Annotated in this window: 19 protein-coding genes; 10 read left to right on the forward strand and 9 right to left on the reverse strand. The window is 38.7% G+C overall.

Features of this window, described 5'->3' with window-relative positions; translation table 11 throughout:
* Positions 1–42: 42 nt before the first annotated feature.
* From L3V46_RS06580 to L3V46_RS06590, 3 genes are read right to left on the reverse strand one after another with little or no spacing between them, the layout of a single operon-like run.
* Positions 43–381: a DUF3325 domain-containing protein gene (locus L3V46_RS06580; protein ID WP_239045247.1), complete on the reverse strand. Its 339-nt coding sequence runs from the start codon at positions 379–381 to the stop codon at positions 43–45.
* Complete coding sequence (locus L3V46_RS06585) at positions 378–2,096, reverse strand: PepSY-associated TM helix domain-containing protein (protein ID WP_239045248.1); 1,719 nt, start codon at positions 2,094–2,096, stop codon at positions 378–380. The genes L3V46_RS06580 and L3V46_RS06585 overlap by 4 nt, the downstream gene beginning before the upstream one ends.
* Position 2,097: 1 nt before the next feature.
* Positions 2,098–2,451: a hypothetical protein gene (locus tag L3V46_RS06590; RefSeq protein WP_096734737.1), complete on the reverse strand. Its 354-nt coding sequence runs from the start codon at positions 2,449–2,451 to the stop codon at positions 2,098–2,100.
* Positions 2,452–2,756: 305 nt separating this feature from the next.
* On the opposite strand from L3V46_RS06590, the gene L3V46_RS06595 reads away from it, so the two are divergent.
* Positions 2,757–3,011 (forward strand): hypothetical protein, encoded by a 255-nt coding sequence (locus tag L3V46_RS06595; RefSeq protein ID WP_239045249.1) that lies wholly within the window; start codon positions 2,757–2,759, stop codon positions 3,009–3,011.
* Between the two features lie 64 nt (positions 3,012–3,075).
* Here L3V46_RS06595 and L3V46_RS06600 read toward each other — a convergent pair whose 3' ends face one another.
* Positions 3,076–3,462 carry a carboxymuconolactone decarboxylase family protein gene (locus L3V46_RS06600; RefSeq protein ID WP_004823072.1) on the reverse strand — a complete coding sequence of 129 codons (387 nt, stop codon included), beginning with the start codon at positions 3,460–3,462 and terminating at the stop codon, positions 3,076–3,078.
* A gap of 159 nt (positions 3,463–3,621) precedes the next feature.
* Positions 3,622–6,078 carry an acyl-CoA dehydrogenase gene (locus tag L3V46_RS06605; RefSeq protein WP_239045250.1) on the reverse strand — a complete coding sequence of 819 codons (2,457 nt, stop codon included), beginning with the start codon at positions 6,076–6,078 and terminating at the stop codon, positions 3,622–3,624.
* Positions 6,079–6,763: 685 nt separating this feature from the next.
* On the opposite strand from L3V46_RS06605, the gene L3V46_RS06610 reads away from it, so the two are divergent.
* Positions 6,764–8,995: an NADP-dependent isocitrate dehydrogenase gene (locus tag L3V46_RS06610; protein WP_239045251.1), complete on the forward strand. Its 2,232-nt coding sequence runs from the start codon at positions 6,764–6,766 to the stop codon at positions 8,993–8,995.
* Positions 8,996–9,252: 257 nt separating this feature from the next.
* Here the strand turns inward: L3V46_RS06610 and L3V46_RS06615 are convergent, their stop codons facing one another.
* Positions 9,253–10,041, reverse strand: coding sequence for a pseudouridine synthase (locus L3V46_RS06615; protein ID WP_004823066.1), 789 nt, complete (start codon positions 10,039–10,041; stop codon positions 9,253–9,255).
* A gap of 372 nt (positions 10,042–10,413) precedes the next feature.
* Positions 10,414–11,706, reverse strand: coding sequence for an MFS transporter (locus L3V46_RS06620; protein WP_004823065.1), 1,293 nt, complete (start codon positions 11,704–11,706; stop codon positions 10,414–10,416).
* Between the two features lie 804 nt (positions 11,707–12,510).
* On the opposite strand from L3V46_RS06620, the gene icd reads away from it, so the two are divergent.
* From icd to L3V46_RS06640, 4 genes are all read left to right on the forward strand, one after another.
* Complete coding sequence (gene icd / locus L3V46_RS06625) at positions 12,511–13,767, forward strand: NADP-dependent isocitrate dehydrogenase (protein ID WP_034616235.1); 1,257 nt, start codon at positions 12,511–12,513, stop codon at positions 13,765–13,767.
* Positions 13,768–13,960: 193 nt separating this feature from the next.
* Complete coding sequence (locus L3V46_RS06630; RefSeq protein WP_239045252.1) at positions 13,961–14,452, forward strand: DUF2867 domain-containing protein; 492 nt, start codon at positions 13,961–13,963, stop codon at positions 14,450–14,452.
* A gap of 166 nt (positions 14,453–14,618) precedes the next feature.
* The gene (locus L3V46_RS06635; RefSeq protein ID WP_034616240.1) at positions 14,619–14,975 is read left to right on the forward strand and encodes a hypothetical protein; all 357 of its coding nucleotides are present in this window, start codon (positions 14,619–14,621) and stop codon (positions 14,973–14,975) included.
* A 301-nt stretch (positions 14,976–15,276) separates the two neighbouring features.
* Positions 15,277–15,507: a hypothetical protein gene (locus L3V46_RS06640; RefSeq protein ID WP_239045253.1), complete on the forward strand. Its 231-nt coding sequence runs from the start codon at positions 15,277–15,279 to the stop codon at positions 15,505–15,507.
* A gap of 79 nt (positions 15,508–15,586) precedes the next feature.
* On the opposite strand, the gene argG is transcribed toward L3V46_RS06640, so the two are convergent.
* A complete protein-coding gene (argG, locus tag L3V46_RS06645) occupies positions 15,587–16,930 on the reverse strand; it encodes an argininosuccinate synthase (protein WP_004724905.1) in 1,344 nt (447 codons plus the stop codon).
* A 452-nt stretch (positions 16,931–17,382) separates the two neighbouring features.
* Positions 17,383–18,234, reverse strand: a complete 852-nt coding sequence (locus L3V46_RS06650; RefSeq protein ID WP_004724903.1) for a LysR family transcriptional regulator — start codon at positions 18,232–18,234, stop codon at positions 17,383–17,385.
* Between the two features lie 152 nt (positions 18,235–18,386).
* Between L3V46_RS06650 and L3V46_RS06655 the strand changes: the two genes are divergently transcribed.
* The 4 genes from L3V46_RS06655 to lldD all read left to right on the forward strand — a co-directional run bounded on the left by L3V46_RS06655 (position 18,387) and on the right by lldD (position 23,492).
* Positions 18,387–19,304 (forward strand): DMT family transporter, encoded by a 918-nt coding sequence (locus tag L3V46_RS06655; RefSeq protein WP_239045254.1) that lies wholly within the window; start codon positions 18,387–18,389, stop codon positions 19,302–19,304.
* 586 nt (positions 19,305–19,890) lie between these two features.
* On the forward strand, positions 19,891–21,561 hold the full coding sequence (lldP, locus tag L3V46_RS06660; RefSeq protein WP_171066882.1) for an L-lactate permease: 1,671 nt from the start codon (positions 19,891–19,893) through the stop codon (positions 21,559–21,561).
* Between the two features lie 30 nt (positions 21,562–21,591).
* Entirely contained in the window at positions 21,592–22,335 is a 744-nt protein-coding gene (lldR, locus tag L3V46_RS06665; protein WP_034618110.1) for a transcriptional regulator LldR, read from the forward strand.
* Between the two features lie 2 nt (positions 22,336–22,337).
* A complete protein-coding gene (gene lldD / locus L3V46_RS06670; RefSeq protein ID WP_004823052.1) occupies positions 22,338–23,492 on the forward strand; it encodes an FMN-dependent L-lactate dehydrogenase LldD in 1,155 nt (384 codons plus the stop codon).
* Positions 23,493–23,637: the final 145 nt, after the last annotated feature.

Here is a 23,637-nt window from a genome sequence, read left to right on the forward strand (position 1 = left end):
CGCAGATTGGCTTATGATTATAACTGATTTTTGTGAAACAGTTTAAATGAGTAGCATCACACTTGTGATTAAGCTGATACCCACACAAAAGCTGGCAGCCAATTTCATTTTTAAACTGTAATAGCTTAATAACACCCCAACAAATAATGCTGAAAAGGTCAGTACTCCAACCCAAATGCTGAGCATGCTGCTCAGCTGCCCTGACATGACACAAATGATCAGTGAAATCAGCAGTAAAGCCCAACCAGTAATAGAAGCAAGTTGGGTTTGTTTGGGGCTTAGTTCATGTCCATAGAACTGTTTTTGATGTTTTGACATTGCGCTGGCAAGCGCGATAAAAGCCAAGCTAGACAAAGACCAAATTAATAAGAAGAAAATCACGCTGAAATCTCCTTATTTGAAGGTACATTTCTGGCTTTTTTGACAGGAAGCCCTTTATGTTTTTTAACTTTATAAAATGAGTAGAAAAACAAAATCGCAAGCGACCATGTCATTAAATCAAAAGACGCAATCATCCATTGGTCATTGGCAATGCTGTTCCAAAGTGCTTGACCACCCGTGATAAAATTGACAATAGGCAATAGGGCAAAAGCAGCACCAGAGAACAATAGAAGTTCTAGCCAAGCTTGGCGATGTGGGCGAATCGCTGCATAAATTAACGTAGCTAACCATACAATAAAGAAAGCTCTAATTTCCCAATTTAAGCGTGTTTCTATTTCAAATGGAATGAAACGATTGGCGTAGAAGTAGGCGGCACATGCAATAGGTAATCCAATCACAGCAGCAATATTCATCACTTCAACGAAACGATAACCAAATGATTTATAACCTTGTTTTTGTTGTTGCGGTGCACGTTTGACGCACCATAAGATCAGCCCCGTTGCAACCATTAAGGTGCCCATTACACCAGAGAAGAACAATAACCAGCGGAAGGTTAAATCAAGACCACGCGCTTCATGCAATACAGTCACCACATTGTAAATCCCCATTGGGATAGAGGCATTGTTTGCTTGAGCCGTTTCGCTGATGTCTTTGCCAGTCACGCCATCGAATTTTAAAATGGGGTAAACACCACGCTGAACCGCACTTTTCGCATATAAAGCGCGAAGTTCAATGGTCGCATTGGATGTATTTGGCGCAATGATTTGAATAGAAGCAATCGGATTTTCTTTCCACTGTGCTTGCGCGGTTGTAATAAGCGGGGTTAAGTCGGTGAGTGGCGCAGGATGACCAACATCTTGTTGATGTTTTTTGCCTCTTTCGCCTCGCGAGCGTTGTTCATTTTGACCTTGAGTTTGATTTGTATTTGCGGATCCAGAACGGTTTTCAGCATTTCTATTGTGAGCATTATTTTGCTGAACTGCACCGCCGCGCATCTCTTGAAAAAACTCTTGTCGATCTTTATAGACTTGGTTGATTCCCCAAGGCATAAACATAAACATCAGTAATAACAAACCACTGAAGGTGATCATGATATGAAAGGGAAGGGCAAAAACAGCTGTGGCATTATGTGCATCTAACCAAGAGCGTTGTCCTTTACCTGAACGGAACGTAAAGAAATCTTTAAAAATTTTTTTATGGGTAATAATGCCACTGATAATTGCCACAAACATCAGCATCGTAGCTAAACCGACGATCCAACGTGCCCAAATACGATCAAATCCATACAGTTCAAAGTGAAAGCGATATAGAAAGCCACCACCACGGGTGTCTCGTGCTTCAATAACTTGTCCAGTTGCACTGTCAATAGTGATCCTTTCCCCACCACGCCGTGCTTGTAGATCTTCACCTTGTTTACGAATATTTAATTCAGTTGTGGTCTGTCTAGAATTGGGTAATTGAATCGTCCAACTACCAGCATCAGGATAGTTCTTTTGTAGATAATCTAAGGCAACTTGGGTTTGCTGTACTTGAGAATCACTTGGAACGGATTGGTGTATTTCTGGTTTCATCCAAGCCGTTATTTCAGACTGAAAGAAACTCAATGTTCCTGTCAAAAAAATTGCATAGAGTAACCAACCAAGAATTAAGCTTGCCCATGTATGTAACCATGACATGGATTGGCGTGGACCTTCAACTTTTGCATCTACGCGCATCTTAATTCCCCATCATTTTATAAATGGCAAATAAAATGATACTTGGAAGAAGTATGCCTAAGCTGGCTTTTAATGTCTTATTGACCATAAAAACCCAAATGAATGCAGCACAGTGAATACAGAAAGCAAGTAGCGTTGCACTCATCGCAGCCGCGGCACGATAATCAGCAAATGCTTTTGCAATCACTATAGCGGACAAAGATGCAAGCAGATAACCACCAAGAATTGCCAGAGCAAAACGATAGGCAATCATGACGCGATATTGTATGAGAGAGGGTGCGGATTTAGCTCGTGTTGATACAGTCGGAGTTGAAACTGATGCGTTTAGTACATCGAGTTCAGTCTGGCTATTCATAGGCAATCAAATACGGAAAGGTTAAAAATTAAGTAAATAATAACAATTATCATTTACTTTTTAAATACAAAAGTTAAATTTGATTAAAATAAAGCACTGGATTTATTTCAATTTTTATGTACAGGCTTGGCTACAAGTTTATCCAGAATAATTGAAAAAATTCTTATAATTTTAGATGGTTATACGATCTTATAGTGACTATATTTTCTAGCATGTGCCTTCGAACATAAAGCATACAGCGTATTCCGATATTTATTTATATCTTGTAGTGACATCTTTGAAAACAATAATATGGAATTTGAACAATGTTTATTCATGCTGAAGACGCGAAACGATTGGCAGCCAACTCAAACTTAAATATAGAGCTATATAAAGGTCGTTTGGCTCAAATGATTGAAGAGAATGCCAAGCAGGGCAATACTGTGGCTTTTACAGTTCTACCTAAACATCTAGCTTTAGAGGATATTCGGGAGCTTTCTTCTGAGTTAACTCAACTGGGATATCATGTCCGCTTTGAAGTGGATGAGTTTTTTTATAGTTTTAATGTGTTTTGGAATTAACTCGGCAATATAGGCCATAGTTTTGAGCATGGCCTATATTGAAGAATTAGCAGGTATTGCTTGTTTATGATTCTTTTTGATATTCATTGATGACTTCGAGCGCGGCACGAAATGCTTCTTGGGTTGTGGGTGCGCCACAGTAAGGTAGGCTGTGTAGTAACACTTCCTGAATTTCTTCAACTGTTGCACCATTATTCAATGCACCACGAATATGACCTTTTAGTTCGGTTGGGCTTTTTTGTGCAACTAAAAATGCAATGGTAATCAAAGAGCGGTATTTACGTGGTAAAACACCCTCACGTTGCCAAGTTGAACCCCATGCATGCTCATTGATCCAGTCTTGCAAAGGTCTTGTAAAAGCAACAGTGTTGTCTTGAGCGCGTTTTACAAAACTTTCCCCCATTACTTCTGTACGGACTTTTAAGCCATTTTCATAATCTTGTTGAGACATCGTCTTTTTTCCTCAGCTGTTATATTTTTAACACTATACCGAAATAGGCAAATAACCCATTGGCAATATGTCTATGTTAAAAAACAGCGATGGTGAATCGCTGTTTATGGTTAAGGTTTTATATTGCCTTATCTGTTAAATGGCATTTACCAAATCGAGTTAAGTTGAGTGAAGATGAGGATTTTCTAATACCAACACCTGCTCTAATTTTTCATCAAAAATATCTGTGAGCATACTGTCATAACGAAGTGCATTATATTGGGTTAATTTTGTGGCTAAATCATCGCTGATTAAGCCACGAGTGACTGCATCCTGTATGCGCTCTTCAAATGTTAGCCCTTGATATTCACCTTTAGATTCTGCTTTTTTAAAGCTGTTCCAATCGTCTTCAACAGTTGTGAGTAGATTGAAGGTGGCTTCCATTCGTCCAAAAGCATCATTCGGATCAACAGTATAATAAACCTGCGTTTTTAAATAATCTCGGAACGGGTTATCTTGCATGAGCAGTTCCGCTGCTTCACTCTTTTGACGATCGCTCGGTTTCTTGATTGGTCGACCAAATGGGAAACAAACAAATTTAACCAGACTTGATGCAATTTGAATCGGAAAATTATCAAATAAGCCATAAAATGCTTCTTGGGCATCATAAAGCGTTTCGTCTAATGCAAGTTTGGCATGTACCTGTTCTTGCGAGGATCTCTGACCATTTTCATAAAATTTGAGAATGGCTGTCGCAATAAACATTTTGGAGTGAATGTCAGCTAATCGCCCTGAGAGCATTTCTTTACGTTTAATATCACCGGCTAACAGTCCAAGACACATATCTGCGGTTAGGGCGAAGTCAGTACTGAATCGATTGATGATTTTATAATAAGGTTGAGTAAAAGCATCTGATGAGTCAGGTCGTTGACTACTTGCCCCAAACCATCCATAAGTGAACGCACGCGCGCCACGGTTTAAGGTGTAGCCTAAATGTTGATATAACATGGTGTTAAATGTATTTAAGGCAGAGGCTTTATCTTCGGCCTGTAACAGTTGTAATTCCTCAAATAAATAAGGATGGCAACGCATTGAACCTTGACCAAAGATCATTAACGAACGGCTTAAGATATTTGCCCCTTCAACTGTTATCGAGATCGGAATAGCTTGATACATATTGGCAAGAAAGTTACGCGGACCTTGTTGAATACCACGACCACCTGTGATGTCCATACCATGATTGACGATTTTTCGCATCGTTTCAGTGGCATAGTATTTTGCCATCGCGGTCATAACAGCGGGTTTGCCACCTTGATTTAAACCGCAAGTGACTAAATAGCGAAAAGCTTCCAGCATATAGGTATGGCTGACGATGTCACTACTAACTTCTTGCACCCCTTCAAACTTACCTACTGATAATTTAAATTGTTGACGAATTTTAGCGAATGCACCTACAGATAAATATGTCATTTCACCTGCGGCTGTAGACAGTGCAGGAAGTGAAATACCACGTCCAACAGCCAGACATTCCATCAGCATACGCCAGCCATTCCCGGCATTTTTTGCGCCACCAATAATCCAGTCAATTGGAATAAAAACATCTTTACCTTCAACTGTACCATTCATAAATGGAGAACCACCCGGATGGTGCCTTGGTCCAACCTCTACGCCTGCATGAGAGGCGGGTATAAGTGCACAGGTAATACCATACTCAGTTTTAGTTTTATCTCCCAATAAGCCATCTGGGTCATACAGTTTGAAGGCGAGACCGACTACTGTTGCAACGGGTGCTAAAGTAATCCAGCGTTTTGAGAAATTCATTGTTAAGCCAAGCACTTGTTGACCTTCGAACTCTCCATAATAAACCACGCCAGTATCTGGAATCGCCCCAGCATCAGAACCCGCTTCAGGGCTGGTGAGTCCAAAGCAAGGAATTTCTTCACCCTTGGCTAAGCCGGGCAAATAACGATTTTTTTGTTCGTCTGTACCATAATTCAGTAAAAGCTCACCCGGTCCTAATGAGTTAGGCACCATACAGGTTACAGCGGTGGTTAATGAACGTGAAGCAATTTTGCTCATAATGCGACTTTGTGCAAAAGAGCTAAATTCACGACCACCATAAGTTTTAGGGATGATGAGTCCAAAAAAGCCATTGTCTTTAATAAATTGCCATGTCTCAGCGTTCAGGTCTTTATTTTGATGAATTTCCCATTCATCTAGCAACTGACAGAGTTGTTCAACCTCATGATCTAAAAAAGATTGCTCTTCATTGCTAAGCGTCGGGTAGGGGTAATTGTTAAATTTTTCCCAATCTGGCGCCCCCATAAATAATTCTTTTTCCCACCAACTGGTACCCGCATCCAATGCTTCACGTTCAGTGGTACTCATGCTTGGCATTGCATTGGCTAATGTTTTATAGGCCGGTTTAGTCAAAACTTGCATTCGCAGTGGTTCAATCAGTAACACTAAACTGATGAGAATAAGCGGTAGACCAAGGATGAGAGACCATGGGCTGATCACTGCACTCAGAATTGCAATGACAATCGTAGTGATACTTCCGACTGTTCGATGAAGTGCAAAAAAGAAAACGGCCCAGAGTGAGATGATTTGAATAAGTATTGCGATGAGTAATAGCATTAACATATTACCTCTACAGTTTTAATATTAATTTTGAGATCGGAAATACATCATTGAAGATTATTCTTTCATCAATGATGTGATGAAAAATTAAACATGTAATTTATTAATAACGATTTTTTGACTTACTATTCAAGGTAAAAGTATTGTTGTTTTGTGAGTATAAGTTAACCAAAGCATATTTATTGTCATATCGTGACCAGAGCATTAGGGGGGTAAATAATTTTCCTTTCATTTGCTTATTCATTTTTTAGGCCGACTTGAATGATTTAAAATTTAAACAGTATTTAGCTGATTTTTGCTTGTGCTGTTTGGCTTGTTTTATGTCACTGAAGCGCGTCGATGTATTTTCAATGGCTTTCAATTTGCTGCTCAGTCTGTAAGAATCAGCAAGATAAAATTTTTAATGATTAAAACAATACAGCACAAGACGGCATGGATTGTTGTTGCTCTTGGTCGGAATGACTATTTTTACAAGAAAATGCTTAATTTTTGTGCAAATATTGATATTAATGCAATATTTGTGATGTACCATTTTTTTACGAAATGTCGTTATCACAGATCTTACGTTGACTGTAATACCAGGAAGGCTGATACTCTTGGGGTTAAATTTAAGCAAGTCGGTTCGTAAGGGCTGGGTCACAAGCTCGGTTCTCAAAACACAATTTAAAGCAAGGGGCTATATATGGCTGGTGGAAAGTCAACAATCATTTACACACTGACTGACGAGGCGCCATTGTTGGCGACTTATTCGCTACTGCCGATCATTGAGACCTTTACTAAGCCAGCTGGCGTAGAGATTGTCAAAACTGATATTTCTGTAGCTGCTCGTGTTCTTGCAGAATTCGCGGAATACTTAAGCGATGAACAGAAAGTATCTGACAACCTTGCGCATTTAGGGCGTCTTACTCAAGATCCAGACACTAACATTATCAAACTCCCAAATATCAGTGCATCTGTTGCTCAGTTGAGCGCATGTATTAAGGAACTTCAGTCAAAGGGTTATGCAATCCCAGACTATCCTGAAAATCCAACAACTGAAGAAGAAAAAGCAATTAAGGTACGTTATAGCAAGTGCCTTGGTTCTGCGGTGAATCCAGTGTTACGTGAAGGTAACTCTGACCGTCGTGCACCTGCAGCAGTGAAAAACTATGCGAAGAAACATCCACATTCAATGAGCGAATGGAAACAGTGGTCACAAACACATGTTTCGCATATGGATGAGGGCGATTTCTATCACGGTGAAAAGTCAATGACACTTGACCGTGCGCGTAACGTAAAAATGGAACTGATCACCAAAAATGGTGAGAGCATTGTGCTTAAGCCAAAAGTTGCATTACTTGATGGCGAAATCATCGATTCAATGTTTATGAGCAAGAAAGCGCTTTGCGATTTCTATGAGAAAGAACTTGATGATTGCCGTGAAGCAGGCATTTTATTTTCGTTGCATGTAAAAGCAACTATGATGAAAGTTTCACACCCGATTGTATTCGGTCACTGTGTAAAAATTTACTATAAAGAAGCATTTGAAAAGCACGCTAAGTTATTTGATGAGTTAGGTATTAACGTCAATAACGGTATGGCTGGTCTTTACGAGAAGATTGCAACTTTACCAACATCATTGCGTGAAGAGATCATTGAAGATCTTCATGCTTGCCAAGAACACCGTCCTGCACTTGCAATGGTGGATTCAGCGAAAGGCATTACCAACTTCCATTCACCAAATGATGTGATTGTGGATGCATCTATGCCTGCGATGATTCGTGGCGGTGGTAAAATGTGGGGTGCTGATGGTAAGCAGTATGATTGTAAAGCTGTTATGCCAGAGTCAACATTCGCACGTATTTACCAAGAAATGATTAATTTCTGTAAGTGGAATGGTAACTTTGACCCACGTACTATGGGTACTGTGCCAAACGTTGGTTTGATGGCGCAAAAAGCTGAAGAATATGGTTCACATGACAAAACTTTTGAGATCACTGAAGCGGGTGTTGCAAACATCACAGATCTTGAAACTGGTGAAGTGTTGATGTCACAAAACGTTGAGGAAGGCGATATCTGGCGTATGTGTCAGGTGAAAGACGCACCGATTCGTGACTGGGTAAAACTTGCGGTAACGCGTGCGCGTAACTCAGGTATGCCTGCAATCTTCTGGCTTGACCCATACCGTCCGCATGAAAATGAATTGATCAAGAAAGTACAAAAATACTTGAAAGATCATGATACAGCGGGTCTTGATATCCAAATCATGTCACAAGTACGTGCAATGCGTTATACGCTTGAACGTGTTGCTCGTGGTTTAGATACAATTTCAGTGACTGGTAACATTTTACGTGATTACTTAACTGACTTGTTCCCAATCATGGAATTGGGTACTTCTGCGAAAATGTTGTCTATCGTTCCGTTAATGGCGGGTGGTGGTATGTACGAAACAGGTGCGGGTGGTTCAGCACCTAAACACGTACAACAGCTTGTAGAAGAAAACCACTTGCGTTGGGACTCTCTTGGTGAATTCTTGGCCTTGGCTGTTTCTTTAGAAGAGCTAGGTATTAAAGAAGACAATGCGCGTGCTAAGTTATTGGCGAAAACATTGGATCAAGCAACTGGTCAATTGTTGGATAACGTCAAGTCTCCATCACGCCGTACAGGTGAGCTTGACAACCGTGGTAGCCATTTCTACCTTGCGAAGTTCTGGGCTGAAGCACTTGCTGCACAAAATGACGATGCTGAATTAAAAGCCAAGTTTGCACCACTTGCAAAAGCATTGGATGAGAACGAAGACAAAATCCTTGCTGAGCTTGCAGCTGTTCAAGGTAAACCAGCGGATATCGGTGGTTATTATGCAGTTGATACCGCTAAGGTTGAAGCTGTTATGCGTCCAAGTGCGACGCTTAACGCTACACTTGCAACTGTTTAAGTTTTAAATGCTATAAACCGACGATCTTGTTGGTGAGAAAAGCCGATGCATACGCATCGGCTTTTTTATTGAGGGAGTAAATCTTTGTTTAAGTTATTTATTTGCAAGTTTACGCATGAATCAATTTAAATGATGAGGGGGCGATTGGTTTTAATTGGTCTTGAGTTTTTTAGTTATAAAATAAAAATGCCCAATGAGTTTCATTGGGCATTTTTGCAATATGCGGCAATTGATTAATGGCTTAGAAGTATTAAATTCTAGCGGCCATTACGTCCACGACCACGTGGTGCTTTGGTATTAGGGCGGGTGGTACCATTGGTCTTACGGCGTGGTTTTTCACCATCTTCCATTTGCCAGATACGTTTAGTTCCAGATTTCTTTGTTGAACCATCTTTATTCTTACGAACAATTGGTTTTCCGCCTGTACCGCCAGGTTTCTTCACATAAGAGCGTGAGCGATAAGGTTCATCTGCTGGAATATTTTGGAAGTCTGGATAAAGTAATGGTTCAATTTCTTTAGTTTCACCAGGTTGTAAACCCATTTGCACCAAATCAATTGCACCAATCTTGGTACGGATTAAACGTAAAGTTGGAAAACCAACAGCCGAAGTCATACGACGGACTTGACGGTTACGGCCTTCACAAATAGAAATTTCAATCCAAGATGTTGGAATATTGGCACGGAAACGTACTGGTGGATCACGATCCCATAACCATTCAGGTTGTTCAACTTTATTCGCTTGAGCAGGTAAAGTCATACCATCTTTTAGCTCAACACCTTTACGCAACTGTTCTAGGGCTTCTTCAGTCACATCACCATCAACTTGCACCAAATAAGTTTTAAATTTCTTATTGGCAGGATTGGTAATGTATTGATTTAAACCACCATGATCAGTTAAAAAAACTAAACCTTCAGAGTCCATATCGAGACGACCCGCCAAACGCAAAGTCGAGTCATCTACGAAGTCAGACATCGTCATATGTGCTTCGTCTTTACGAAACTGGGAGAGGACGTCATAAGGTTTATTAAGAATGACAATTTTCACTTTAGACCACTAATAAATATCAATAAAATTTTTGAGTTTGATAAAGTTACCCGTTTGAAGAGAGTTGGGTAAAGATAAAGACTACGATATGTGCGCTACTATATCAGATTACGCTTTGTATTCTTCAACTTTATTTATTTACCGAGGCTGAGTTGTAAATACATTTTTCTTAGGCGGGGGATTGGTGGTTTTATCTTGCTAGAATTTACCATTGCGTGAAATTGAGCTAGGTAACTTGCAAACAGCATCTATTGAAGCTAAGCCTAATAATAAAAAAGCTGTACCACCTTTGGGTAGTACAGCTTTTTTGAATAGCGTAGATCTCAAGTTTTAATCAGTGATCACAAGCTATTAGTTGGTTGATCATGTTGTTTAGTGGTCATGTTTTAGATATTCAGGTTCTTTCGGTAATTTAAAACTACATAAGAAACAGATCACTAACATGACAATCACATAAAGGAAGAAGGTGCTTTCAATACCCGCCGCTTTGAACTGTAGTGCAACAGACGGTGCAGAACCACCAAAGATTGCATTACCCACAGCATAAGAGAAACCAACACCCAATGCGCGAACATGTGGTGGGAACATTTCTGCCTTAACCAATCCGCTGATAGAGGTATAGAAGCTGAGCAACATCATGAGGAAAATAAGTAACAGAGCAACCATCAATGGCGAATAACTGAAATGTGGCATCCAGATCACCATGACTGGATAGATGAAAATCGCCATAGTACCACTGAAGGCAAGCATTGCAGCACGACGGCCAATACGGTCAGAAATAGCACCAAACACCGGTTGTGCAAGCATAAAGATAAAGAGTGAAGCTGTCATAATGAATCCGACAGTTTTACTATCTACACCCATATTGGTGAGGTAGGTCTTTGAATATACTGTAATCACATAGAAAGTGAGGGAGCCCGCAGAGGTATAACCTACAACCAATAAGAAGGTTTTCCAGTGATTTTTAAATAGTTCACTTAAGCTTCCCGATTCTTCTTTATCACTGTCTTCGCTAGATAATGTTTCTTCTAAACGGCTACGTGCAAGTAGAGAGATAATTGCAGCAATACCACCAATGACAAAAGGAATACGCCAGCCACCATCAAGCAATTGCTGCTCTGAAAGGAATGCCAGCATAATAACACCGAGCAAGCTTGCTAATAATTGACCGCCCGACAAGGTGACATATTGGAAAGAAGCAAAAAAGCCTCGTTGACCCTTTAAGCCAAGCTCGCTCATATAGGTTGCTACAGCACCATATTCACCACCTACAGATAAACCCTGTAGCAGGCGAACAAGTAAAAGTAGGAAAGGTGCTGCCATTCCAACTTGTTCATAGGTTGGGAGTGCGGCAAATAAGAAAGAGCTTACTGCCATAAGACAGATGGAAATGACCATTGATTTTTTACGGCCATGTTTATCGGCAATTCGTCCGAAAACCCAGCTACCAATTGGTCGCATAAAGAAGCTGGCTGCAAAGACACCCCATACATAAATTGCTTGAGTACCGGAGTCCATATCAGGTGCAGTTAATGCTTTAGTGAAATATGCCGCAAACACAGCATAAATATAAAAATCAAACCATTCTACTAAGTTTCCTGAAGCTGCGCCGACGATACCGCGTATACGACCTCGCTTCTCTTCTTTAGTGTAAGTTTTATCCATTATTTACATCCATGAGATAGGTTGAATCACAATAAATTCAAAATTCATTACGATTTAAAAAACAGGAATAATGTTAAAGATTTTAAGACTAAATAATAATTGCAAAGATGGTTAATTTGATTGGAGACGATAGGATAGGCAGAAAGAATTAAAAAATGAATTTTGATTTATTTTTTCATTAAAATTCATGTGAAAACATATAGTAAAAGTGAATTACTTTTGTAATTAATCTTAACTTGATTGTGACCTTGTGAAAATTATTTTTTTAAAATATAAATCAATGGCAAAAAACACCAATAATAAAAATAAAATTACCGATTTTTGTTTGTGATCTATTGTGGTGCATAATTTAATGCAATGAAATATATGAATATATTGTGGTTTTAAGGTGGCTGGTTTGTTCATTAATCTATTGTCAAAATGTTATAGATTTTTAAATTAAATGGCGAATATAAAATCAAAAAATTAGAAATCATGTTTATAGTGAAAATGTATAGTAAGTCTCACTTTTAAAGATCTGGCTCTTGGAAAATTTATGTGTATGGAAAAGCAAAGCTAATATTTTTATTTTAAGCATTAGGGATGATTGAGCTTGTCGATTTATATAAAAAATGATGGTTTGAATGATATTAAATAATGAAACATTGTGCTTTATTCAGTAGAGAAATGTTGTTATTCCTCGTATAAATCTCAAAAAATGTACGAATTAGACTAGACTGATATGCGCTAAGAAGGGTTAGAAGTATTGTCTATTTGGCAATTATTTTGGATTTGCCAACTATAATAAAAGGGAGAACCTGAACAATGGGTTATCAGAAGATCGTAGTACCTGCCGATGGTAGCAAAATTACTGTAAATGCAGACTTGTCACTGAATGTTCCAAATCATCCAATCATTCCTTTTATTGAAGGGGATGGTATTGGTGTTGATATTACTCCAGCCATGAAAGCTGTTGTAGATGCCGCAATTCAAAAAGCATATGCTGGCAAACGTTCGATCGAATGGATGGAAGTTTACTGTGGTGAAAAGGCAGATAAAATCTACGGGACCTATATGCCTGAAGAAACTTTTGAGGCACTGCGGGAATTTGTGGTTTCGATTAAGGGTCCATTAACTACACCTGTGGGTGGTGGTATTCGTTCATTGAATGTCGCTTTACGCCAAGAGCTCGACCTTTATGTTTGTGTACGTCCTGTGCGTTGGTTTGAAGGAGTACCGTCACCTGTTCAACACCCTGAATTGACCGACATGGTGATTTTTCGTGAAAATTCCGAAGATATCTATGCAGGTATCGAATGGAAAGCGGATTCTCCTGAAGCGAAAAAAGTCATTAAATTCTTAAAAGAAGAAATGGGTGTAACCAAGATTCGTTTTGAAGATAATTGTGGGATTGGTATTAAACCTGTATCGAAAGAAGGTACTCAGCGTTTAGTGCGTAAGGCGATCCAGTTTGCGATTGATAATGATAAGCCAAGTGTAACTTTAGTGCATAAAGGCAACATTATGAAATATACCGAAGGTGCATTCAAAGAGTGGGGCTATGAACTGGCAATTGATCGTTTCGGTGGCGAGCTGATTGATGGTGGCCCTTGGGTAAAAATTAAAAATCCAAGAACGGGTAAAGAGATCATTATTAAAGATGTGATTGCCGATGCCTTCCTACAGCAAATCTTAATGCGTCCTTCTGAATACTCTGTGATTGCGACACTTAACTTAAATGGTGACTATATTTCTGATGCCTTGGCAGCTGAAGTAGGTGGTATTGGAATTGCGCCGGGTGCAAATATTGGTGGTGCAATTTCTGTATATGAAGCAACCCACGGTACGGCACCAAAATATGCAGGCCAAGATAAAGTCAATCCAGGCTCTATTATTCTTTCTGCAGAAATGATGCTTCGAGATATGGGGTGGATTGAAGCTGCTGATTTGATTATTCAGGGCGTATCGGGAGCGATTGCTGCGAAAACTGTCACCTACGACTTTGAGCGCTTGATGCCAGGTGCAACTTTGCTTCGTTGTTCTGAATTTGGTCAAGCAATTATTGATAACATGGATAATTAATCTAAACACAACATAATCAAAGGTCTGCCAAGTGTGGGCCTTTTTTTATTTATGGTTTGTCTATTTTATTCTAGAATCTAAGTATATTTATTAAACTTTAGGCTGTGAGTAATTGCACCAACAACTGATTACTGTAGACTGTTTTTAGTATCTATTTAAAAAAATATTAATTATATTTTAAGGAGTTAATCGAATGAATATAGAAAAAGATCCTAAAATACTGGTTGCTCCACTTGATCAATTAAATTTTTTACATGAAGCCAAGCAATATATTGATAAAAATCTTACCAGTACTCAAGCCTATTATCTAATGACCAGTAAGCCGCCAGTTTGGTTGAGAGCTGCGTTTAAGCTAAGAGATTTTTTAAGCCGGCATTTAGGTGGTGTGCAACCTATTCAAGGCTTTGGTGAATTAACTAAACCGCTTCAAGTCGGTGGGAAAGCAGATTTTTTTGATGTGGTCAAAGTCTCAGATCGTGAGCTTTTTTTACAGTCAACCGATAAACATTTGAGTGTATTGTTGGTTTTGCAAATCGAGGAATATGATGAGCTTAGAAATGAATTAACGATATGTACCAGTGTAGTGACATATAATCTTTTTGGGAAAATTTATATGCTGCCTGTTTCTATGGTTCATGGTTTTATTGTTCAGCAATCACTTAAAAACCTTCAAATTAAATCTTGAAACTGAAGGATTTGACGTATGACAAAATGCTGTAAAACTTGGCAAAAAAAGTCATATTTATACCTTAATTGTAGATGCAAACTCCTGTGAATAAGAAAACTCCTGTGTAAATAGCAATTTAAATCATTTGTTGATATTTTGTTGAAACTTAAATGGAGTGTTGGTTGTGAAAAAAGTATTGTTGGTTATCTTAGCTTTAGGGATTTCTCATCATGTATTTGCTAAAGACGTACACAAATGTGTGGTAAAAGGTTCGGTAACTTACCAATCTAGACCCTGTGCTGGAACTGCTACAGTAAATCCACAGCAACAACTTCAACAAAAATTAACTCAACGAACTGCAAACCAAACTTCGATACAACAACAAAAAACTCAGTCTGAAATGCATCAGTATTCTCAGCAGCAACATCTGCAACGCCACTCTGGAAACGGAACATCTAATGAGATTCCAGATACTGTTGAAGGTAAAAAGAAAAGCTTGGCTATAGCCCAAGAGGCTTATAAGCAAACGAAAAATCGTTAATTGTTTTTTAAATTTGCTTAGACCGTTTTTGTTTTATGGGCAACTGGTTTTTATTAAAGCGGATTCTATTAAAGCGGTTTGGAGAATAAGCTCAATATAACAATAATTTGATGGATGAAGAGTATTGGTGGAAGTGATTGCTGAAGCTTCTAAATCACAAGGTGATATGCTTTTTACTTAAGTTTTTCGCTTTCAATAAATAGGGGATTGTAATCCTATGGCTGTAGGCGAGTAATGTATTGGATGGGATTATTCTGTTATATTAACCAGCCTAGTTAAATTTATTGAAAGCCTTGAATTTATGTCACAGACAAGTTCGAAAAAATTTTATATCTTTGCGACATTAGCATTATTTTTTCCGGTATTTTTAGTTGGAATGGCTTTTCTTGCGGCTAAAAGTGATGCCGAAACCAAACGAGAATATGATCAAATTCGCCAAGAACATGCTGAAAAGATTGAGTTGCAAAAACAACAGCAAAAATTAGAGCAACAAAACTTATCGCAGCCTGAAACGAAGAATGCAGTGTCTTGATAAGCAATCTTTAATGAAAAGTCATTAAGGCTAAAGCTAAAAAAACCGCCAATTTGGCGGTTTTATTTTTCATCAAAAATTATTTATTTTTGTCTTTCAACTGAGGGATCGCAGATCCTGTACCGACAGCCAATAAACCAGTATTGGTATAAATACCAAGTTTTGCGCGAGTGTCCGTGATATCAAGATTACGCATAGTCAATTGGCCGATACGGTCAGCAGGACTAAACATTGAATCACCTTTTTCCATGGTTAAACGCTCAGCTTCATAAGTGAGGTTCTCTGATTCAGTGTTCATAATCGTGTAGTCATTACCACGACGAAGTTCTAAAGTCACAGTACCTGAGATTGCTTTAGCAACCCAGCGTTGTGCTGTTTCACGTAGCATCAATGCTTGTGAATCGAACCAACGACCTTGGTACAATAAACGACCTAGACGTAAACCATTGATACGATATTGTTCAATAGTGTCTTCGTTATGAATACCAGTTACAAGACGTTCATAAGCAATATGAAGAAGCGCCATTCCCGGAGCTTCATAGATGCCACGAGATTTTGCTTCAATAATACGGTTTTCGATTTGGTCAGACATACCTAGACCATGACGACCACCAATGCGATTGGCTTCAAGAATGAATTCAACAGGGTCTTCAATACGTTTGCCATTTAATGCAACAGGAAAGCCTTCTTCAAACGTTACAGAAACTTCTTCAGCTTCAACTTTTACGTCTTCTTTCCAGAACGCAACGCCCATGATTGGCTCAACGATTTTGATGCCGGCATTGAGGTATTCAAGATCTTTCGCTTCGTGAGTTGCACCCAACATGTTTGAATCTGTTGAATAGGCTTTCTCTTTCGACATTTTGTAATCAAAACCATTGTCGATCAAGAATTGTGACATTTCAGCGCGACCGCCTAATTCATCAATAAATTGCTGATCTAACCAAGGTTTGTAAATTTTAAGTGCAGGGTTGGTTAATAAACCATAACGATAGAAACGTTCAATATCGTTCCCTTTATAGGTTGAACCATCACCCCAAATATTAACATCATCTTCTTTCATTGCTGTAACAAGCATTGTACCTGTTACTGCACGACCTAATGGTGTTGTGTTGAAATAAGGAACACCACCAGTGCTGATATGGAATGCACCACATTGAATTGCAGCAATACCTTCCAATGCAAGTTGTAAGCGGCAGTCAACCAATCGGGCTTTTACAGCACCGTAGTTTTCAGCTTTACGCGGAATTGCATCGTAGTCATCTTCATCAGGTTGACCTAAGTTTGCTGTATAAGCATAAGGTTCTGCGCCTTTTTGTTTCATCCACAATAAAGCTGCTGAAGTATCTAGACCACCAGAAAAAGCGATACCCACTTTTTTGCCTACTGGTACATTCTGCAAGATCGTTGCATTATCAGTCATTGCTCGTCCTAACTATTTCGAAAGAGGCACCACATACATGGGTGGCCAAAGAGAATTTTATAAACGCAGTATTGTAGCACTTTTTCAATCAATGTTTTATTGGATTTGAAGGTTAACATTGAAAAAAATGACAATTTATAGAGCGAAATTAATTTACTTAAATGACCCATGCACCCCATTTAAAAACTTATAAGAAAAGTCAAATTAACGAGGTGTGAAATTTAATAGGAAGTTGAAAAGGGTAGTGAAATGGGGAGATTGATGTCTACCATTATTGGATGTTTATTTTTGATTGGATTTCCAATGGGTATTTGTATAGGGCTGCTGATTTGCTGATTTGCTGATTTGCTGAATGTGCGTAAGACCAAATGGCAAGCTGCGGATTGACCTATGTTAAAAGTAAGATAAATTGGATGTATAGGGTTAACCCAATTTATCTGATTCGTTTGGGATCATAGCTGATCATTTAAACCAATAAACTGCTTTTCAATTGGGGTAAATACATGTTCACTTCGTGCAATTAGATAGAATCCGATATCTCGATATTGTTCGGGTGTTTCTCGATAATATTGAATATTAAATTTTTTAATCAGTGATTTTGCAATCATTGAAATTCCCATACCCAATTGAGTGAAATTGACTAAGGCTTCATGATCATAAATATGGGTTAATTCACCTTTGGTTAAATGATAATCTGTATAAATATGATCTAAAGTGGTTGCATAACAGCATTCTTCTGAGGCAAGTAAAATATTTTGATGATTGAGACAGTCTTCAAGGCTGTCATGGTTGATGACATTTTTCCCAATAATCACCAATTGATCATCTGCCTTTTGAATATACTGAATATTTTTCTGTTTTGGGTGACCTAGAACATAAGCGATATCTAAGTTTCCGCGTAAAATTTCATCTTCAATATAGCCTGTAGCACCTGTTTTCATGGTGATTGAAAGCTCAGGGTAGGTTTCATAAAGTTGACTAAAAGATGGGTAGAAACGCATCCCGCCTAAACTGGTGTTGGTACCAAAGCGTAAATATTTTTCCTGTTGATAGATTTTATTTTCTGTTTCTTCCCACGTGAAGATCATTTTTTTATATTGTTGATATAAATTCATTCCTGATTCGGTCAGCTCAACACCTTTGGGTTTTCGGATGAATAGTTGACGTTTATAGTGATTTTCAATCTTTTTTATTTTTGCAGTCATATTCGATTGTAAATAATTGAGTTTATTTGCTGCTGCGGTAATGCTTTTTAGTTCAGCAACAGTCACAAATGATTTGATATCACCCATATCGATATTCATTTCAATTCCTCAATAATGCATTGAATACGTGCTGACACTAAAGTATCTGCTTTAGCATCAAAAAAAATGATGTGTACATTAAAACATAGCATTATTCATGATGTCATTTATTTTCTATACTCTATGTACTTTCCATCTGTTGAGTACAGCAAATGAATCTTCGAGTGATTGGTGCAATTGTATTATTGTGTCTCGTCTGGGGATCTTTGTGGGGATTGGTCAAACATAGTTTGCAAATATTTCCGCCATTCTTATTTATTTCTACGCGTTTAATCTTAGCTGCGCTTACCCTTATGTTGGTTCAAGTACTGTTAAGGAAATCTGTTTTACCCGCAAAAGGTGAATGGCAAAAACTGATGATCTCAAGTTTGATGATATGTATTGGTTTTTATGCAACACAAACCTTTGCCATGCAATTTGTTGATTCAGGATTGTCTGCGGTTTTAGTGTTTACTATGCCTATTTTTATTGGTGTATTGGCGCATTATATTTTAAATGAGCGTTTAAATAGCCAAAAAATGATTGGGTTGGTTCTTGGCACATTGGGCTTGGTTGCAATTCTTTGGCCACAATTACATCATATTCATTTGAATTTATCGTTAATTGGTCAAGCTTTCTTAATCTTGTCTGGCTTCTTCTGGGCTTTAACCACAGTGTATATCAAACAGAATTTTGCAACTTATGACAAAATCAAATTGACCTGTTGGCAATTGCTGATGGGTGGGGTGGTGATTCTGATCGGTGCTTTAATTTTTGAACCTGTAGATGTTAAAGTTTGGATGAATCCACTGAATGATTCAATCCTGTTCTATATTGCTGTGATTGGGACAGGTTTTGCCTTTGCCTTGTGGAATTGGATTGTGAGTCAGGTGGATACCTTTGTTGCGTCTATTTCAATCATGTGTATTCCTATTCTAAGTTTATTTTTTGGTTATGTGCTTTGGCATGAGCCGATTACAATCAACATTATTATCGGTGCTGCGTTTATTTGTTCAGGAATTATTTCAAGTTCTTTAAATCTTAAAATCAAGAAAAAACCTGAAACCTTATTGAGTTGTGAGCATCGTTAAATCAATGAGTGGACATTGTTGAATTAATTTATAGTTGATTAAATTTATATAATTTTTAATTAAAGTAAAAAGCAAAATCAGTGAAAATTTATTGGTTTTGCTTTTTTTTCTTTCTGTTTTTTCTTTCTATTTTTACTTGATATTTGTTTGTTTAAAGCGATGCATTGAAGCTTATTTTAACTGATTTTTAAATTGGTCTGACTAATTTTGGTTTTGCAGTATTTCTAAACCCGATAATAAACTTAAATCAGTGTTACTAAAAAGTGTATGAAAGAATAGGATACGACTAAAGTTGTAGAAAATTAGTTTAATTTAAAAAAATATAATATAAAACAAATGAGTTGTTCGATTTGAAACCCTGAAATCTGAAGGATTGATCTGTGAATCAACTGAAATACTTGCAATATTGGTCATACCAAAATAATTAATTGAGTGCCAACTATTGATCTTTAAATCAGCAAAAATTAATATTAAGTGGCAGTTAGTGCAAAATTTTTTAATTTAAAACTAAATTGGTCATACCGATTATTGAGAAATAAATGGATGATTCAATGACATTCCACGTTCTAGCAAGCATTTCAAGGAGATGACAATGCTTCAACATTGGCAACAGATTTATGATCCGATGGGCAATATCTGGGTATCCAGTGCCATTGCGCTGATACCAATTATCTTTTTCTTTTTAGCCCTTGCTGTATTCCGCATGAAAGGAAGTGTTGCGGGGACAATTACAGTTGTATTGGCTTTACTGGTTTCATTATTTGCTTATCAAATGCCAACGATGATGGCATTGGCATCATTGGTCTATGGTTTCTTTTATGGTTTATGGCCAATTGCTTGGATCATTATTGGCGCAGTATTCCTATATAAAGTTTCAGTAAAAACAGGGCAGTTCGATATTATTCGTTCTTCGATTTTGTCGATTACTGAAGATCAACGTCTGCAAATGCTTTTTGTTGGTTTTGCTTTCGGTACTTTCTTGGAAGGTGCTGCTGGCTTTGGTGCGCCTGTTGCGATTACCGCAGCGTTATTGGTGGGGCTTGGTTTTAAACCACTTTATGCGGCGGGTCTATGTTTGATTGTGAATACAGCACCTGTAGCATTTGGTGCAATGGGGATTCCAATTATTGTGGCTGGACAGGTTTCTGGTGTAGAAACAATGGAAATCAGTCAGATGGTTGGACGTCAGTTGCCATTTATGGTTCCAATTGTGCTGTTCTGGATCATGGCAATTATGGACGGTTGGCGTGGTGTAAAAGAAACTTGGCCTGCTGTGATTGTCGGTGGTGGTTCTTTTGCGCTTGCACAATATTTGACTTCAAACTTTGTGGGTCCAGAATTACCCGATATTACCGCTTCAATTGCGTCTTTGGTTTCATTAACGATTTTATTAAAATATTGGCAGCCAAAGCATATCTTCCGTTTTGCAAATGAAGATGACAGCATGAGCGAAAATCTTGCTGAACAGAAACAGCAGAAATATAGCCTTGCTCAAATTGCCAAAGCGTGGTCACCATTTGCGATTTTAACTGTGATGGTTACGATCTGGAGTGTAAAACCATTTAAGGATTTATTTACCAAAGATGGCGCGCTGCATGATTTAGTGATTTCTATCAAAGTGCCATATTTGCATCAAATGATTCAAAAGATGCCACCTGTTGTTGCTGAAGTAAAAGACTATGATGCAATTTATAAATTTGATTGGTTCTCAGCGACGGGTACCGCAATTATTATTGCTGCAATCATTACCATTATTTTCTTAAAAATGAAGCCAAAAGAAGCAGTGGTTACTTTTGCTGAAACCGTTAATGAATTAAAAATTCCAATTTATTCGATTGGTATGGTGTTGGCATTTGCTTTTATTGCTAACTATTCAGGAATGTCTGCAACCTTGGCTTTGGCATTGGCACATACGGGTCAAGCATTTACATTCTTCTCTCCATTCTTAGGATGGTTAGGTGTATTCCTTACAGGTTCGGATACTTCTGCAAATGCTTTATTCGGGGCATTACAAGCCACGACTGCGCAACAAATTGGTGTCCCAGAAGTATTACTGGTTGCTGCAAATACCAGTGGTGGTGTCACTGGGAAAATGATTTCTCCTCAGTCGATTGCAATTGCATGTGCGGCGGTGGGGCTGGTAGGTAAAGAGTCTGATCTGTTCCGTTTTACGGTTAAACACAGTATAACGTTTACTGTAATGATCGGTATTATTATTACACTACAAGCTTATGTGTTCCCATGGATGATTCCATGAGCATAAAACGTCACTGAATGAGGAAAGCAGATGAAAGTCTCTGACAAAGTGGTACAAAGCCTTCGTATGTTAATTGAAGAAAAAAACATGCAAGTCGGAGAACGTTTACCTGCTGAACGAAAGTTGTGTGAACAACTGGGCGTATCCCGTTCCTCTTTAAGAGAAGCGATTTCTCAACTGACCAGTACTGGAATGCTGGTCAGCAAAGGCGGGGCGGGGACCTATTTACAACAATTCCCGGTGAATTGGTCACAAAACCAGATTGTTGAATCTTTAAGTAATTTGATTGATGAAGACCCAGCATATCGTTTTGATGTGCAGGAGGCGCGAACAATCCTTGAGGGTGGTTCAGCTTGGTATGCGGCACAACGTGCAACACCTAAAGATCTGGCTCAGATTCGCGAATATTATGATCAGATTTCATATTTTCAGTCGATTGGTGATGATGAGCAAGCTTCACTTGCCGATGCTAAATTTCATTTGGCGATTGCTGAAGCATCGCACAATTTAGTGTTGATACAGATGATGCGGGGCGTTTTTGATCTGTTGCAGTTTAACGTGCTCTTGGGTAGACGCAAAGTGTACTCAGAAACACATCGATTTGATCAATTGCATGATCAGCATTTTAAAGTGATGGATGCAATTGAACGTCATGATCCAGATGCTGCAAGAGATGCAGTCTGTGGGCATATAGAATTTGTAGTACAGCAAGTGCGTATGATTGATGAGGAAGAAGCCCGTCGTCAGCGTGCGAGCCGATTAAACAGGATATGAGCATGATTATTTCTTCTGCGAATGACTATCGTGAAGCCGCACGACGTCGTTTACCCCCATTTCTTTTTCATTATATTGATGGTGGTGCGTATGCGGAATATACACTAAAACGAAATGTAGAAGATTTATCAAAAATCGCTTTAAGGCAACGTGTTTTAAATGACATGTCGCAGCTAAGCCTAGAAACAAAATTGTTTGATGAAACTTTATCTATGCCTGTTGCATTGTCTCCTGTTGGATTAACAGGGATGTATGCACGTCGTGGTGAGGTTCAAGCTGCTGTGGCGGCAGATAAAAAGGGCATTCCTTTTACCTTGTCGACCGTATCTGTTTGTCCGATTGAAGAAGTTGCACCAGCAATTAACCGCCCAATGTGGTTTCAGTTATATGTGCTGCGTGATCGTGGCTTTATGAAAAATGCTTTAGAGCGAGCCAAAGCTGCCGGTTGCTCAACTTTGGTGTTTACTGTTGATATGCCTGTACCTGGTGCGCGCTATCGTGATGCACATTCTGGTATGAGTGGTCCAAATGCAGCGATGCGTCGTTATATGCAGTCATGCTTCCATCCGCATTGGGCTTGGAATGTCGGTTTGCTGGGGCGTCCACATGATTTAGGCAATATTTCCAAATACTTAGGAAAGCCGACTGGACTTGAAGATTATATTGGTTGGTTGGGCAATAACTTTGACCCGTCTATTTCATGGAAAGACCTTGAGTGGATTCGTGAATTTTGGGATGGCCCGATGGTGATTAAAGGGATCCTTGATCCTGAAGATGCCAAAGATGCGGTACGTTTCGGTGCCGATGGTATTGTTGTATCAAACCATGGTGGTCGTCAGTTAGATGGTGTCTTATCGTCTGCACGTGCGCTTCCGCCAATTGCAGATGCCGTTAAAGGGGATATTAAAATCCTTGCTGACTCTGGTATTCGTAATGGTTTGGACGTGGTTCGTATGCTGGCATTGGGCGCAGATACCTGCATGCTCGGACGTGCTTTTGTCTATGCATTAGGAGCAGCGGGTGGTGCAGGCGTTTCTAATCTGCTTGAGTTAATTGATAAAGAAATGCGTGTCGCAATGACTTTGACAGGCGCCAAAACAATTGCAGACATTAACGCTGATTGTTTAGTCAAGTTAGACAAAGCATTGGATGCGTGATGTATTTTTGATACGTCATCAAGCTAAATGACAGTGTTCAATTTGATAAACGCAAATGTCATCCATGCAAATTTCATCTGTAGTGCTTTGAGGCAGAACGACCTTATAACATGATGTTTTTGCAAAGCATCAAATGAAAAGATGT

The sequence above is a fragment of the Acinetobacter sp. AG3 genome (genome assembly GCF_022343575.1).
Classification (GTDB): domain Bacteria; phylum Pseudomonadota; class Gammaproteobacteria; order Pseudomonadales; family Moraxellaceae; genus Acinetobacter; species Acinetobacter guillouiae.

Excerpts from the sequence above, each read along its gene's own strand:
- L3V46_RS06620 (WP_004823065.1), bottom strand. The coding sequence starts at position 11,706 with ATGGATAAAACTTACACTAAAGAAGAGAAGCGAGGTCGTATACGCGGT.
- L3V46_RS06600 (WP_004823072.1), bottom strand. The coding sequence starts at position 3,462 with ATGTCTCAACAAGATTATGAAAATGGCTTAAAAGTCCGTACAGAAGTA.
- L3V46_RS06585 (WP_239045248.1), bottom strand. The coding sequence starts at position 2,096 with ATGCGCGTAGATGCAAAAGTTGAAGGTCCACGCCAATCCATGTCATGG.
- L3V46_RS06650 (WP_004724903.1), bottom strand. The coding sequence starts at position 18,234 with ATGAATATCGATATGGGTGATATCAAATCATTTGTGACTGTTGCTGAA.
- L3V46_RS06655 (WP_239045254.1), top strand. The coding sequence starts at position 18,387 with ATGAATCTTCGAGTGATTGGTGCAATTGTATTATTGTGTCTCGTCTGG.
- L3V46_RS06610 (WP_239045251.1), top strand. The coding sequence starts at position 6,764 with ATGGCTGGTGGAAAGTCAACAATCATTTACACACTGACTGACGAGGCG.
- L3V46_RS06590 (WP_096734737.1), bottom strand. The coding sequence starts at position 2,451 with ATGAATAGCCAGACTGAACTCGATGTACTAAACGCATCAGTTTCAACT.
- icd (WP_034616235.1), top strand. The coding sequence starts at position 12,511 with ATGGGTTATCAGAAGATCGTAGTACCTGCCGATGGTAGCAAAATTACT.
- L3V46_RS06640 (WP_239045253.1), top strand. The coding sequence starts at position 15,277 with ATGTCACAGACAAGTTCGAAAAAATTTTATATCTTTGCGACATTAGCA.
- L3V46_RS06630 (WP_239045252.1), top strand. The coding sequence starts at position 13,961 with ATGAATATAGAAAAAGATCCTAAAATACTGGTTGCTCCACTTGATCAA.
- lldD (WP_004823052.1), top strand. The coding sequence starts at position 22,338 with ATGATTATTTCTTCTGCGAATGACTATCGTGAAGCCGCACGACGTCGT.
- lldR (WP_034618110.1), top strand. The coding sequence starts at position 21,592 with ATGAAAGTCTCTGACAAAGTGGTACAAAGCCTTCGTATGTTAATTGAA.
- L3V46_RS06605 (WP_239045250.1), bottom strand. The coding sequence starts at position 6,078 with ATGCTATTACTCATCGCAATACTTATTCAAATCATCTCACTCTGGGCC.
- L3V46_RS06595 (WP_239045249.1), top strand. The coding sequence starts at position 2,757 with ATGTTTATTCATGCTGAAGACGCGAAACGATTGGCAGCCAACTCAAAC.
- argG (WP_004724905.1), bottom strand. The coding sequence starts at position 16,930 with ATGACTGATAATGCAACGATCTTGCAGAATGTACCAGTAGGCAAAAAA.
- lldP (WP_171066882.1), top strand. The coding sequence starts at position 19,891 with ATGACAATGCTTCAACATTGGCAACAGATTTATGATCCGATGGGCAAT.